We start from the raw sequence: 12,576 nt of genomic DNA, 5'->3' as shown, positions 1-12,576 counted from the left end.
TTGAACTACCGGGTGGAACTACTCCGTCAATCGGGGCGTCTTCACGGATGCGCAGGCTGCACTCGGCGACTGGAATGTGGGACATGACTGAGAACACCTCTTCTCCTGACTCGGCACGGCGCGGCCCGAACGCCGTCGACCAGGTCTTCTCGATCATCGTCGGCGGCCTGCTGACCTTGTTCGACCTCTTCCTCGGCTTCCTTGCGTATGTCGGTGTCGAGATGGGCGCCGGTTCGGACAATCTGTTGCGTGGGGTGATGCTCCTGCTCATCGCGTCCTGCATCGTCACGTGGGTCGGCATCGTGGTCAGTTCGTCGCGTGGCGGGGTGGTGTTCGTCTGGCCGGTGCTCGGCGCGGCCTTCACCGGGTGCGCGTTCCTCGCGCTGTCGGCGGCATCCTGAGCGATGCGCGGACGCCGCGGCGCGACTCCCGTCATACGGTGTGGGAGTGATCGAACTCAAGACCCCCGCCGAAGTCGAGGCGATGAAGCCGGCCGGCCGGTTCGTCGCCTCGGTGCTGACCGCGCTGCGTGAAGCGGCCCAGGTCGGCGTCAATCTGCTCGACCTGGACGCCCTCGCGCACCGCATGATCAAGGATGCCGGCGGCGAGTCCTGCTACATCGACTACCACCCGAGCTTCGGCGCGAGCCCCTTCGGCAAGGTGCTCTGCACCAGCGTCAACGACGCGGTGCTGCACGGCCTGCCGCACGACTACACGCTGCGCGACGGCGACCTGCTGTCGGTGGATTTCGCTGCCAGCATTGACGGTTGGGTCTCCGACTCGGCGCTCTCAGTGATCGTCGGCACACCCGACCCGGAGGACCAGCGGGTCATCGACACCACCGAGCGGGCGCTCGCAGCGGCCATCGAAGTGGCCCGTGCCGGCAACAAGATCGGCGACATCTCCGCGACCATTGCCGATGTCGCGCACGGTGAGGGCTACCGGGTCAACACCCAGTTCGGCGGACACGGCGTCGGCCGCACCATGCATGGCGACCCGCACGTCGCCAACGACGGTCGTGCCGGACGCGGCCTGAAGCTGCAGCCGGGCCTGGTGATCGCGATCGAGCCGTGGTTCATGCGCGGCACCGACGAGATCTACACCGACCAGGACGGCTGGACGCTGCGGTCGGTGGACGGGTCGCGCGGGGCCCACTCCGAGCACACCATTGCGATCACCGAGGGCGACCCGATCGTCTTCACCGATCGAGCGGCGGTATGACGCAGGAGCTTCCCGGGCAGCCGGGGTTACGCGTCGCCGAGGCGACTCGCGAGCAGGTGCCGGCGATCGTCGCGCTCCTCGCCGACGACCCGATAGGCAGCACCCGCGAGTCGAGCGACCTTGCGGCATACGAAAAGGCTTTCGCCGCAGTCGATTCCGATCCCGCCCACGAGTTGCTGGTGTTGCTGGACGAGCAGGACACGGTGGTCGGCACCCTGCAGCTGAGCTTCCTGCCGGGGCTCGCCCGTGGCGGGGCGCTTCGCGCGCACATCGAGGCGGTGCGGGTCGCCAAGTCGTTGCGCGGGCGGGGCACCGGGCGTGCCTTCTTCGGCTACGCCATCGCCCACGCGCGCGAGCGGGGAGCAGCGCTGGTCGAGCTGACCAGTGACCTGCGACGGCCGGACGCCATCCGGTTCTACGAGGCGCTCGGCTTCAGCCACAGCCACGCCGGCATGAAGCTGCCGCTCGGCTGACGCACTCCCCGTCATACCGGCGGCGGTTGGACCGCGCGGGGCCTCGGCACAAGTAGAGTGGCCGGGATCGACCGCCCGCCCCCGGAGGAGCCCGCCCGCTCGTGTACGTCAAGAGCCTGACCCTGAAGGGCTTCAAGTCCTTCGCCTCGGCGACCTCGATGAAGCTCGAGCCCGGCATCACCTGCATCGTCGGACCCAACGGCTCGGGCAAGTCGAATGTCGTCGACGCGCTTGCCTGGGTGATGGGCGAGCAGGGCGCCAAGAGCCTGCGCGGCGGCAAGATGGAGGACGTCATCTTCGCCGGTACGCCGGGGCGCGCGCCGCTCGGGCGCGCCGAAGTGACGCTCACGATCGACAACTCCGACGGCGCGCTGCCGATCGACTACACCGAGGTGACGATCAGCCGCACGATGTTCAAGGGCGGCGGCTCCGAGTATGCGATCAACGGCACCTCCTGCCGGCTGCTCGACATCCAGGAGCTGCTGAGCGACTCCGGCATCGGCCGGGAGATGCACGTCATCGTCGGGCAGGGGCAGCTCGACGCCGTGCTGCGCGCGACACCGGAGGAGCGGCGCGGCTTCATCGAGGAAGCCGCCGGGGTGCTCAAGCACCGCAAGCGCAAGGAGCGGGCGATCCGCAAGCTCGACGCGATGGAGGGCAACCTGGCCCGCGTCACCGACCTCACCACCGAGATCCGTCGCCAGCTCGGTCCGCTCGGCCGGCAGGCCGAGACCGCCCGCAAGGCGGCGACCATCCAGGCCGATGTGCGCGACGCCCGGCTGCGGCTGCTTGCCGACGACCTCGCCCAGCTGACCAGCACGCTGGAGCAGGAGGTGGCCGACGAGACCGCACTGCTGGAGCGCCAGAAGTCGGTCGAGCAGTCGCTTGCGGCAGCCAAGCAGCGGCTCGACCAGCTGGAGGCCGAGGCCGCAGAGGCTGCGCCTGCGCTCACCAAGGCGCAGGAGCAGTGGTTCGCATTGTCCTCGCTGGGGGAGCGGATCGAGGCGACCGCCAGCCTCGCCGCCGAGCGCGTGCGACTGCTCAGCGAGGACGACGAGCACGAGGAGTCGCGCTCCGGTCGCAGTCCGGAACAGTTGCAGGAGCAGGCTTCTCGCGTTCGCGACGAGCACGACCAGCTGCAGTCGCAGATCGCCTCGGCCAAGGTCGCGCTGGAGCAGGCAACCACCCTGCGGGCCGACCTGGAGCAGGCGCACCAGGCAGAGCAGCAGCGGCTGACCAAGCTCGCGCGAGCCGCCGCCGACCGCCGCGAGGGGCTGGCCAAACTCGAAGGTCAGGTCGCCGCCCGCCGCAGCCGTATCGAGGCCGGGGAGTCCGAGCTCGGCCGGTTGGCCTCGGGAGTCACCGAGATCGCCGAACGTTCCGCGCGTGCCGAGAAGGAATTCGCTGCGCTGGAGGCGACGATCGCCGACGACGAGGCGGGCGAAGAGGACCTCGACGCGGCATACGAGGCGGCGCAGGGCAGGCTCGACGCGGTCAAGCAGACCTTCGACGAGGCCCGGGAGGCCGAGCAGACCGCCGAGCGTGAACGCACCGGTCATCAAGCACGGCTGGAAGCGCTCGAGCTCAGCCTGCGGCGCAAGGACGGCGCCGCGCACCTGCTCGGCCGCGACGACCGCGCGGGTCTGCGCGGTTCGGTGTCGGAGCTGGTGTCGGTGGAGTCCGGCCACGAGGCGGCGATCGCGGCGGCGCTCGGCTGGGCGGCCGATGCGATCGCGGTGGACACGCTCGACGACGCCGCCCGATCCGTGCAGACGTTGCGATCGGACGACGCCGGACGTGCCGGACTGCTGGTCGGCGCGACCGCGCGCCCGGAGGCCGACGGCGACTGGCCCGCACTCCCGGACGGGGCGCGCTGGGCGCGCAGCGTCGTGACGGCACCGAAGGACGTGCGGCCGGCGGTGGACCAACTGCTCGACCGCGTCGCCCTGGTCGACACGCTCGGGATCGCGAAAACCGTTGTGGGCGGCGATGATCGGATCGTCGCGGTCACCCCCGACGGTGATGTGTATGCCGCAGGTTTCGCGCGCGGCGGCTCCGCGTCGGTGCCGAGCTTGCTCGAGATCCAGTCGGCATACGACGAGACGAAGGAGCAGGTCGAGCGCGCGACCCACCGGCGGCAGCAGGCACAGTTCGCCGGCGAACAGGCGCGGACCCAGATGGTCGAGCTGGCCGCGAAGGTAGACGAAGCACTGGAGCGGCTCAATGAGTCCGACGCCCGAATGAACGCCGTCGCCGAGCAGCTGAGCCAGCTCGGCCAGGTGATCCGCGGCGCACGCTCGGAGCGCGAGCGACTGCAGTCGGCACAAACCGCGGCCGAGGAGCAGCTCACCGCCGGCCGCGCCGAACTCGCCGACCTGGAGCAGCGGCTGGCTGCCGCGCACGAGGAGCCCGGCGAAGAGGAGCCGACCACCGACGAACGCGACCGGCTCGCCGCCGAAGCCGCCGCGGCACGCAGTGCCGAGACCGAGGAGCGGCTCGGCCTGCGCACCCGCGAGGAGCGCGCACGATCACTTGCGGACCGGGTGAAATCCCTTGAGGCTGCTGCACGTTCGGAGATCGAGGCTCGTGAACGTGCGCGGGCGCGGCGCGAACGCCGGGCGCGTGACGCGAAGGTTGCGGCCGCCGTACAGGCCGGAGCAGGGCATGCCGGTGGCGTCGTCGCGAAACTACTCGAGACCGCCGCCGCGCGCCGCACCGAGGCCGAACGGATCAAGGGTGAGACCGACCGGATGCTGCGCGGCGAACGTGAGAAGGTCACCACGATCGGTGACGAACTGCGCGAGCTCACCGACACCGTGCACCGCGACGAAGTGGCGCGCGCCCAGCAGCGGTTGCGGATCGAGAACCTGCAGACCAAGGCGGTCGAAGAGCACGGCATCGAACCTGATGTGCTGGTGGAGGAATTCGGCCCGCACCAGCTGGTGCCGCACGTGCCCGGCCCCGACGACGACCCGGACGATCTGCCGGAGCCGGTGCCGTTCGTACGCGACGTGCAGGAGAAGCGCCTGCGCTCGGCCGAGCGCAAGCTGAGCCAGCTCGGGCGGGTGAATCCGCTTGCGCTGGAGGAGTTTGCGGCGCTGGAGGAGCGCCACAAGTTCCTCACCGAGCAGCTTGAGGACCTGAAGAAGTCCAAGCAGGACCTGCTGGACATCGTGGCCGAGGTCGACAAGCGGGTGGAGGAAGCCTTCAGCGACGCATTCCATGACACCGCAAGGGAATTCGAGGGCGTCTTCAGCCGGCTCTTCCCCGGCGGCGACGGACGCATCACGCTCACCGAGCCCGGCAACATGCTGACCACGGGCATCGAGGTGGAGGCGCGGCCGCCGGGCAAGAAGATCAAGCGGCTGTCACTGCTATCCGGTGGTGAGCGCTCGCTGGTCGCGGTCGCCCTGCTGGTCGCGATCTTCAAGGCGCGCCCGAGCCCGTTCTACATCATGGACGAGGTCGAAGCGGCGCTCGACGACGCCAACCTCGGCCGTCTCATCACCCTCTTCGAGGAGCTGCGCGACTCCAGCCAGCTGATCGTGATCACCCACCAGAAGCGCACCATGGAGGTCGCCGACGCGCTGTATGGCGTGAGCATGCGCGGCGACGGCGTCACGACGGTCGTGTCGCAACGCATCAAGGACGTCTCGCCCGGCGGCGAGCTGAAGGTGGAGACCACTGGTAGCGCGACCGAGGGCCACCGCGCCGAAGACCAGCCGGTCGACCACGGGATCGCCGCCCTCTCGTCGATGAGCTGAGTCTGCGCCCGGGGCGGTTGCTTGCCAGCGTGCACAAGGTGCAACCGTTTCGGGTTGTGCACGCTGGAGGGGCGGTGTGCGTGCGCAAGGTGCAACCGTTTCGACTTATGCACGCTGGAGCGGTGGTGTGCGTGCACAGGGTGCAACCGTTTCGGGTTATGCACGCTGGAGCGGTGGTGTGCGTGCGCAAGGTGCAACCGTTTCGGGTTATGCACGCTGGAGCGGTGGTGTGCGTGCACAGGGTGCAACCGTTTCGGGTTATGCACGCTGGAGCGGTGGTGTGCGTGCACAGGGTGCAACCGTTTCGGGTTATGCACGCTGGAGCGGTGGTGTGCGTGCGCAAGGTGCAACTGTTTCGGGTTATGCACGCCGGAGCGGTGGTGTGCGTGCACAAGGTGCAACCGTTTCGACTTATGCACGCTGTCTCGCCGGCGGACCGGCCGCGCCCGGAATAACCGCACACCACTCCCCGTTACACCGCTCAGTTAGTTAAAATTTGAGACATAGGGGAGTGAGTTAGACAATGCAGTTCGGACTGTTCAGCGTCGGCGACGTCACGACGGACCCGACCAACGGACGCACACCGACCGAGGCCGAGCGCGTGCAGTCGATGGTGGCGATCGCCAAGAAGGCCGAGGAAGTCGGTCTGGACGTCTTCGCCAGCGGCGAGCACCACAATCCACCGTTCGTGCCGTCGTCGCCGACCACCATGCTCGGCTACATCGCCGCGCAGACCGAAAACCTCACGCTGTCCACCTCGACGACCCTGATCACCACCAACGACCCGGTGAAGATCGCCGAGGACTTCGCGATGCTGCAGCACCTGGCCGGCGGTCGCGTCGACCTGATGATGGGCCGCGGCAACACCGGGCCGGTGTACCCGTGGTTCGGCAAGGACATCCGCAAGGGCATCCCGCTCGCGGTCGAGAACTACCACCTGCTGCGCCGCCTCTGGCGCGAGAAGGTCGTGGACTGGGAGGGCGAGTTCCGCACCCCGCTGCACGGCTACACCTCGACGCCGGCGCCGCTCGACGGCGTGCCGCCGTTTGTCTGGCACGGCTCGATCCGCAGCCCGGAGATCGCCGAGCAGGCCGCCTTCTACGGCGACGGCTTCTTCCACAACCACATCTTCTGGAACAAGGAGCACACGCAAGGGATGGTGAAGCTCTACCGCCAGCGCTTCGAGCACTACGGGCACGGCGCCGCAGACCAGGCCATCGTGGGACTCGGTGGGCAGATTTTCATGGCCGACACCGAGAAGGAGGCGGTACGCCGCTTCCGGCCCTATTTCGACAACGCCCCGGTCTACGGGCACGGCCCGTCGCTCGAAAGCTTCACCCGCGACACCCCACTGACCGTCGGCACACCCGAGCAGGTCATCGAGCGCACCCTCGGCTTTGCCGACTACGTGGGTGACTACCAGCGCCAGCTGTTCCTGGTCGACCACGCCGGTCTGCCGTTGGAGCAGGTGCTGGAGCAGATCGAGATCCTCGGCAAGGAGGTCGTGCCGGTGCTGCGTCGCGAGTTCGAGGCGCGTCGCCCCGAGCACGTGCCGAGCGACCCGCCCACGCACAGCTCTCTGCTGGCGCAGGGCCCGGACTCGCCGCACCTGAAGGTGATCAACGCGACCGCCGGCCTTGAGCAGGCCGAGGACGCCGAGGTGTCGGCATGACCCGCAATCTCGTGGTCGTGACCGCCGGTCTGAGTCAGCCCAGCAGCACCCGCCTGCTGGCCGACCAGATCGCCGGCGCGGTCGCCGCAGAGGTGACCGCGCGGGGCGAGGCGCTCGACATACAGGTCATCGAATTGCGTGAGCTGGCAGTCGATCTCGCGACCATGATGGCAACGGCCGGTATGCCGACCAGTCGCCTCAACGAGGCACGCGAGCAGGTGTCTGCAGCCGACGGGATGATCGTCGTCACGCCGGTCTTCGCGGCGAGCTACAGCGGCGTGTTCAAGATGTTCTTCGACGCCCTGGACCCGGACGCGCTGAACGGTATGCCGGTGATCATCGCCGCGACCGCGGGCACGCCGCGGCACTCGATGGTGCTGGACCACGCGCTGCGCCCGCTGCTGACCCACCTGCGTGCGGTCGTGATGCCGACCGGCGTCTTCGCCGCGACCGAGGACTTCGGTGGTGGCGCCGACGGGCAGCAGCTCAGCGCGCGCATCGGACGCGCCGCCGACGAGCTCGCCGGACCACTCGTCACCGACGGTGGCGGCTCGGTCGGCGGTTTCACCCCCAACTCGGCCGACACCAAGCGGCGCGACTCCGGGGTGCACGTGCCCGCACGGGTCACGCCGTTCGCGAAGCTGCTGGACGGACACTCCGGCTGACCGCACATTAGGCTGGCCGCATGACCACTCCGGACCTTGCCGCGGCGCGCACTCGGGAGCCCTCACGGGCCGACCGGGTGCGCGGTCCGTTGCTGGGGGCGGTCGGCGGAGTAGCGGCCATGGGGTTGCTGCGGATCTACGATCCGCACGGTTCCGGCTCCTATGGTTACTGCCCGTTCCTCACCGTCACCGGGGCGCCGTGCCCGCTCTGCGGTGGCCTGCGGGCGATGAATGACCTGACGCACGGCAACTTCTCGGCGGCGCTGCTCAGCAACGCCGCCGCCGTCTTCATCCTCGTTGCCGGGGCGGTGCTGATCGCGCGCTGGTTCGTGCGCCGCTGGAAGGGCGACGCCGCAGCCGCGCTGCTGCCGGCAGGGCGTATGCCGTTGCTGATCTTCGGTGTGGTGATGCTCGTCTTCACCGTCTATCGGTGGACGCCCTGGGGGAGCTGGCTCTACCAGGGCTGAAAGTCGAACAACGACAGCGCGAAAGGGACGACCCGCCCGGGCCGTCCCTTTCGCGCTGCGCCATCTGAGCGAGTCGGCTAGTTGTTTGCGAGCACCGTGAACCGCAGGATGATGCCGACGATCGACAGCACCGTGCCGATGATGCCGCAGATGTAACCGGCCTGCACCTTGCCGCGGCCGCCGATCGCGCCGCCCGAGGCGTCGATCTGCTGGAGGGCGTTGCGGCCCATGATGATCGCCGGGATGCCGGTCAGGAGGCCACAGCACGGGATGCTGAGGATGCCCAGGATGAGGATCAGCGTGGATTGCTTGTGCTCCTGGGGCACGCCGCTGTAGCCACCCGGAGCGGGCTTGCCACCGCCGTAACCGCCGCCGGCCGGCGGGTAGTCGCCCTGCGGGGCGCCATACTGCGGCGCGCCGTACTGGCCCGGCTGGCTCTGACCATACTGCGGCTGCTGGGGCTGGTCCCCGGGCTTCTGTTCGCCGTAGCCGCCCGGCTGGTTCGGGTCGTTCGGGTAGTTGCTCATGGTCGTTCCTTCCCTCGTTTCGGCGACCCTAACGGACATCCGGAGTCGACGCGCGGTGTCGCGACCGATGTCGGCGCACGGCATCCCGGTTTGCGCAGGCGGGGGAGCAGTAGCGCTGCTTTCCGTTCTTGGTGGTGTCGGCGAACGCGGTCTCGCACTCCGGCACTGCGCACCGGGCGAGACGATGCATCCCGCGCTGCACGAGATGCACCGTCAGACCCATCGTCAGCAGCGCTGAAAGCATTGCTGCGTATGACATTTCGGCATCTCGATAGTGCAGGTGGAAGCCGTCGCCGGCATGGTCGGTCACCCGCGGGTGGGCTGTATGGCGGGCAAGCAACTCGTTCAGCAGCCGCACCCGGTCGGACGCCTGCGCAGTGTCGATCAGCCGGTCGATCTCGTCCAGGTAACGATCGAGCAAGACCAGGTCCGCGCGCTTCGCGCCCGGGCGGTGCACCACGCCGGCGGCGTCGCACCGTGCCTGCAGCGCCCGGACCGTCGCCGGACGGTCGTTGAGCAGAGCGACGGCGAGCAGGGTCGGCTCCTCGCCGTAAGGGTTGATATGCACAATGTCATTACACCAGGCTCGTGGGTATGACGACAGTCCTCGCCGAAAATCCAATCCCCACAGCGGAGCGGCAGCTGCCGCCGCCCGCGGTCGCCCCGCACCGGCACGGCTGGGTCACTCGATCACGGCACAGCACCAGCGAAGGAGTCCTGTGCTACCGGCAGTGCGTGTGCGGCGCATGGCAGGTGCGCCGCGGTGGCGAAAGCGTTGCCACCGTTGGGGATTGAGCTTGGGGCGGGTCAGTCGGCCAGCGCGCCGTAGACGAGCTGCTTGAGCTCCTGGCGCACCGGATAGGCACTGGACGGCATCAGCTGGGTCATCAGAATCGCCGTGAGGTCCTCGACCGGGTCGACCCAGAAGTAGGTGGAAGCCAGTCCGCCCCAACCGTATTCGCCGACCGAGCTGGCGAGTGCCGCCGCCTGTGGGTCGATGGTGACCGAGAAGCCCAGGCCGAATCCGACGCCACTGAAGGGAGTTTCGGCATACAGCGGGATGCCGAATTGCTCCAGGTCGGCCCCTGCGGGCAGGTGGTTGCTCGCCATGAAGCGCACCGTGCGATCGGACAGCAGCCGCGCGCCGTCGAGCTCCCCGCCGCGGCGGAGCATCTCGGTGAACCGCCAGTAATCGTCCATGGACGACACCAGACCGCCACCACCGGACAACATGTCGGGCGTCTTCAGCGCCCCGTTGCCGAACGCGTCGTAGCGCACCACGCCGTTCGGACCCAGCGCGTAGAGCGCCGCCAAACGATCGGCGTCGACCGCGCGGAATGCGGTGTCGCCCATGCCGAGCGGTCCGGTGATCTCGCTGGCGAAGAACTCCGCCAGGCTGCTGCCGGAGACCACCTCCACCACCCGGCCGAGCACGTCGGTGGACACCCCGTAGTTCCAACCAGTGCCGGGGTCGAAGCGCAACGGCATCGCCGCCCACGAGTCGCACGCCGCTGCGAGGTCCATGCCGGCCGGCGGTCCGAACTCCTGACCGGCCAGGCGCATGATCTCGTCGGTGACGTGCGTGTGGTGGAAACCGTAGGTGAGACCGGAGGTGTGGGTCAGCAGATGCTTGACCCGCATCGGCTCCGTCGCCGGCCGGGTCACCGGTTTGGCGGCGGGACCCCCGACATACACCTGCAGGTCGGCGAAGGAGGGGATGAACTTGCTCACCGGGTCGTTCAGCGACAACTCCGCGCGCTCGTAGAGCATCATCGCCGCGACCGAGGTGACCGGTTTGGTCATCGAGTAGATGCGGTAGAGCGTGTCCGCCGCGATCGGCAGATCGGCCTCGCGATCACGCAGCCCGCGCATCGAGTCGTGTATGACGGTGCCGCCCTTCGAGACGCGCACGTGCCAGCCGGCGAGCCGCCCGTGGTCGACATACGAAGTCAGGTGGTCATCGATCCGGCGTAGTCGGTCGGTGGCGATGCCGGTCGGGCGGGCTGCATCGATCGTCATGCTCCGGCAGTGTGCCACCGATGGGTGCGGTGGGCGCTCGCAGATGAACATTCCGTGACCGGTGGGCGACACAGCAGGCTCTTAGCAGGTCCCTGTTGGGATTTGCGGCCAAGACAGCGCACAATTGGCGCATGCTGTGGCTGATTCTCGCGCTGGTCGTCTGTGTTGCGCTCGCTGCTGTCGTCGTCGGCCTGGTCGCCGTGCCGGCTCGTCGTGAAGGACGCCAGGTGCTGACCGAGCGCGGGGAGCGGATGGTCAGCTCGGTCGCCGACCGCACCGACAAGGTCACCAAGGGTGCGAAGCGCGCGGTGGCCGAGCGCACCTCGAAGGACAGCAAGCCGGCCGCCGCAGCGAAGCAGGCCACGAGGGACAGCGAGAACAGCGAGCAAGCAGCGAGCTGATCCGACTCACCGGACCCTCACCGACAGCGATCGTCGGTGAGGGTTTGTCATGATGTGGGGCGTGGATGCGCTCTGGGAGATCCTTCTCGTCATAACCGTCGTCGTACTCGGCGGTCTCGGACTCGTCGTCGGCCTGGTGCGGGGTCGCGGCCGCAAGGCGGCCCCGCCGGTCACCCCGCCGCCGCCGGCGCGTGAAGCCAAGACCCGTACGGCCAATACCTACAAGCCGAGTTCGACCGCCACGATCGACACCAGCAAGGGCGGCACGCCCGCCCCGCCGAAGCCTGCGGAGCGCGAGCCGCAGCCGCCGGTCGTCGAACCCGAGACCCCGCCGGCGCAGCCCACCCCGGCGGACACCGTCGAGACCACTGCGCCGCCCGCCGCTCCGGCGCCGGCGCCCGCCGAGCCGGAGGTCGAACGCCCCGAGTCGGCGCGCGGGCGGATGACCAAGCTGCGCTCGCGGCTGGCCCGCTCCAACAGCGCGATGGGCAAGGGCCTGCTCACCGTGCTGTCCGGTGACAAGCTGGACGAGGCCGTCTGGGAAGAGGTCGAGGACACTCTGCTCGGTGCCGACCTCGGCGTCGAGGCCACCACGGAGATCGTCGACGGGTTGAAACGTCGAGTGCAGGTTGAGGGTTCGCCGACGGCCGATCAGCTGGAGCAGTGGCTGCACGAGGAGCTGCTGGCCCAGGTCAATCCCGACATGGACCGCCGGATCGCCGCGTCACGCGTCGGCGACCGGCCGGCCGTCGTGATGGTCGTCGGGGTCAACGGCACCGGCAAGACCACGACCGTCGGCAAGCTGGCACGCGTGCTGGTCGCCGAGGACAAGGACGTCGTGCTCGGCGCGGCGGACACCTTCCGTGCCGCCGCCGCCGACCAGCTCGAGACCTGGGGTGGGCGGGTCGGGGTGCCGACGGTGCGCTCTGACAAGGAGGGCGCCGACCCTGCGGCGGTCGCCTTCGACGCGGTCAAGGAGGGCCAGGACGGCGAGGTCGACGTGGTCATCGTCGACACTGCCGGCCGGTTGCACAACAAGGTCGGACTGATGGACGAGCTCGCCAAGGTCAAGCGAGTCATCGAGAAGCAGAGCCCGATCGACGAGTGCCTGCTGGTGCTCGATGCGACCACCGGCCAGAACGGCATGCGCCAGGCCGAGATCTTCGCCCAGGCGGTGGACATCACCGGTGTCGCGCTCACCAAGCTCGACGGCACCGCCAAGGGCGGCATCGTGGTGCTCGTGCAGCGCGAGCTCGGGGTGCCGGTCAAGCTCGTCGGGCTCGGCGAGGGCCCGGACGACCTGGCGCCGTTCGACCCGAAGGCGTTCGTGGACGCGGTGCTGGACTGAGCTGGTTGGTGCTGGTCGC

General features: G+C 68.9%; 12 protein-coding genes. 9 read left to right on the top strand and 3 right to left on the bottom strand.

Annotation, left to right across the window (positions count from 1 at the left end; all coding sequences use genetic code 11):
* Positions 1–83 precede the first annotated feature (83 nt).
* From N2M23_RS06920 to N2M23_RS06890, 7 genes are all read left to right on the top strand, one after another.
* A complete protein-coding gene (locus N2M23_RS06920; protein ID WP_265444295.1) occupies positions 84–401 on the top strand; it encodes a hypothetical protein in 318 nt (105 codons plus the stop codon).
* Positions 402–447: 46 nt separating this feature from the next.
* Positions 448–1,221, top strand: coding sequence for a type I methionyl aminopeptidase (gene map, locus N2M23_RS06915; RefSeq protein WP_265444294.1), 774 nt, complete (start codon positions 448–450; stop codon positions 1,219–1,221).
* On the top strand, positions 1,218–1,694 hold the full coding sequence (locus N2M23_RS06910; RefSeq protein WP_265444293.1) for a GNAT family N-acetyltransferase: 477 nt from the start codon (positions 1,218–1,220) through the stop codon (positions 1,692–1,694). Before map ends, N2M23_RS06910 begins: the two co-directional genes overlap by 4 nt.
* 101 nt (positions 1,695–1,795) lie before the next feature.
* On the top strand, positions 1,796–5,458 hold the full coding sequence (gene smc / locus N2M23_RS06905; RefSeq protein ID WP_265444292.1) for a chromosome segregation protein SMC: 3,663 nt from the start codon (positions 1,796–1,798) through the stop codon (positions 5,456–5,458).
* Positions 5,459–5,981: 523 nt separating this feature from the next.
* A complete protein-coding gene (locus N2M23_RS06900) occupies positions 5,982–7,130 on the top strand; it encodes an LLM class flavin-dependent oxidoreductase (protein ID WP_265444290.1) in 1,149 nt (382 codons plus the stop codon).
* Positions 7,127–7,795, top strand: coding sequence for an FMN reductase (locus N2M23_RS06895; RefSeq protein WP_265444288.1), 669 nt, complete (start codon positions 7,127–7,129; stop codon positions 7,793–7,795). The genes N2M23_RS06900 and N2M23_RS06895 overlap by 4 nt, the downstream gene beginning before the upstream one ends.
* 20 nt (positions 7,796–7,815) lie before the next feature.
* Complete coding sequence (locus tag N2M23_RS06890; protein WP_265444287.1) at positions 7,816–8,262, top strand: DUF2752 domain-containing protein; 447 nt, start codon at positions 7,816–7,818, stop codon at positions 8,260–8,262.
* 77 nt (positions 8,263–8,339) lie between these two features.
* On the opposite strand, the gene N2M23_RS06885 is transcribed toward N2M23_RS06890, so the two are convergent.
* The 3 genes from N2M23_RS06885 to N2M23_RS06875 form a co-directional block, all read right to left on the bottom strand.
* Positions 8,340–8,789 carry a DUF4190 domain-containing protein gene (locus N2M23_RS06885; RefSeq protein WP_265444285.1) on the bottom strand — a complete coding sequence of 150 codons (450 nt, stop codon included), beginning with the start codon at positions 8,787–8,789 and terminating at the stop codon, positions 8,340–8,342.
* A 28-nt stretch (positions 8,790–8,817) separates the two neighbouring features.
* Complete coding sequence (locus tag N2M23_RS20940; protein WP_265444283.1) at positions 8,818–9,357, bottom strand: CGNR zinc finger domain-containing protein; 540 nt, start codon at positions 9,355–9,357, stop codon at positions 8,818–8,820.
* A gap of 239 nt (positions 9,358–9,596) precedes the next feature.
* Positions 9,597–10,808, bottom strand: a complete 1,212-nt coding sequence (locus N2M23_RS06875) for a serine hydrolase domain-containing protein (RefSeq protein ID WP_265444281.1) — start codon at positions 10,806–10,808, stop codon at positions 9,597–9,599.
* A gap of 131 nt (positions 10,809–10,939) precedes the next feature.
* Here N2M23_RS06875 and N2M23_RS06870 point away from each other — a divergent pair, with 131 nt between their 5' ends.
* Both N2M23_RS06870 and ftsY read left to right on the top strand, forming a co-directional pair.
* A complete protein-coding gene (locus N2M23_RS06870; RefSeq protein WP_265444279.1) occupies positions 10,940–11,209 on the top strand; it encodes a hypothetical protein in 270 nt (89 codons plus the stop codon).
* A 52-nt stretch (positions 11,210–11,261) separates the two neighbouring features.
* A complete protein-coding gene (ftsY, locus tag N2M23_RS06865) occupies positions 11,262–12,557 on the top strand; it encodes a signal recognition particle-docking protein FtsY (RefSeq protein ID WP_265445100.1) in 1,296 nt (431 codons plus the stop codon).
* Positions 12,558–12,576: the final 19 nt, after the last annotated feature.

Source organism: Flexivirga meconopsidis (assembly GCF_026162425.1).
GTDB lineage: Bacteria > Actinomycetota > Actinomycetes > Actinomycetales > Dermatophilaceae > Flexivirga > Flexivirga meconopsidis.
The sequence above is the reverse complement of the archived record's forward strand: the minus strand, read 5'-3'. Positions and strand labels throughout refer to the sequence as shown.

Excerpts from the sequence above, each read along its gene's own strand:
- N2M23_RS06920 (WP_265444295.1), top strand. The coding sequence starts at position 84 with ATGACTGAGAACACCTCTTCTCCTGACTCGGCACGGCGCGGCCCGAAC.
- N2M23_RS06910 (WP_265444293.1), top strand. The coding sequence starts at position 1,218 with ATGACGCAGGAGCTTCCCGGGCAGCCGGGGTTACGCGTCGCCGAGGCG.
- N2M23_RS06900 (WP_265444290.1), top strand. The coding sequence starts at position 5,982 with ATGCAGTTCGGACTGTTCAGCGTCGGCGACGTCACGACGGACCCGACC.
- N2M23_RS06895 (WP_265444288.1), top strand. The coding sequence starts at position 7,127 with ATGACCCGCAATCTCGTGGTCGTGACCGCCGGTCTGAGTCAGCCCAGC.
- N2M23_RS06890 (WP_265444287.1), top strand. The coding sequence starts at position 7,816 with ATGACCACTCCGGACCTTGCCGCGGCGCGCACTCGGGAGCCCTCACGG.
- N2M23_RS06885 (WP_265444285.1), bottom strand. The coding sequence starts at position 8,789 with ATGAGCAACTACCCGAACGACCCGAACCAGCCGGGCGGCTACGGCGAA.
- N2M23_RS06875 (WP_265444281.1), bottom strand. The coding sequence starts at position 10,808 with ATGACGATCGATGCAGCCCGCCCGACCGGCATCGCCACCGACCGACTA.
- N2M23_RS06870 (WP_265444279.1), top strand. The coding sequence starts at position 10,940 with ATGCTGTGGCTGATTCTCGCGCTGGTCGTCTGTGTTGCGCTCGCTGCT.
- ftsY (WP_265445100.1), top strand. The coding sequence starts at position 11,262 with ATGTGGGGCGTGGATGCGCTCTGGGAGATCCTTCTCGTCATAACCGTC.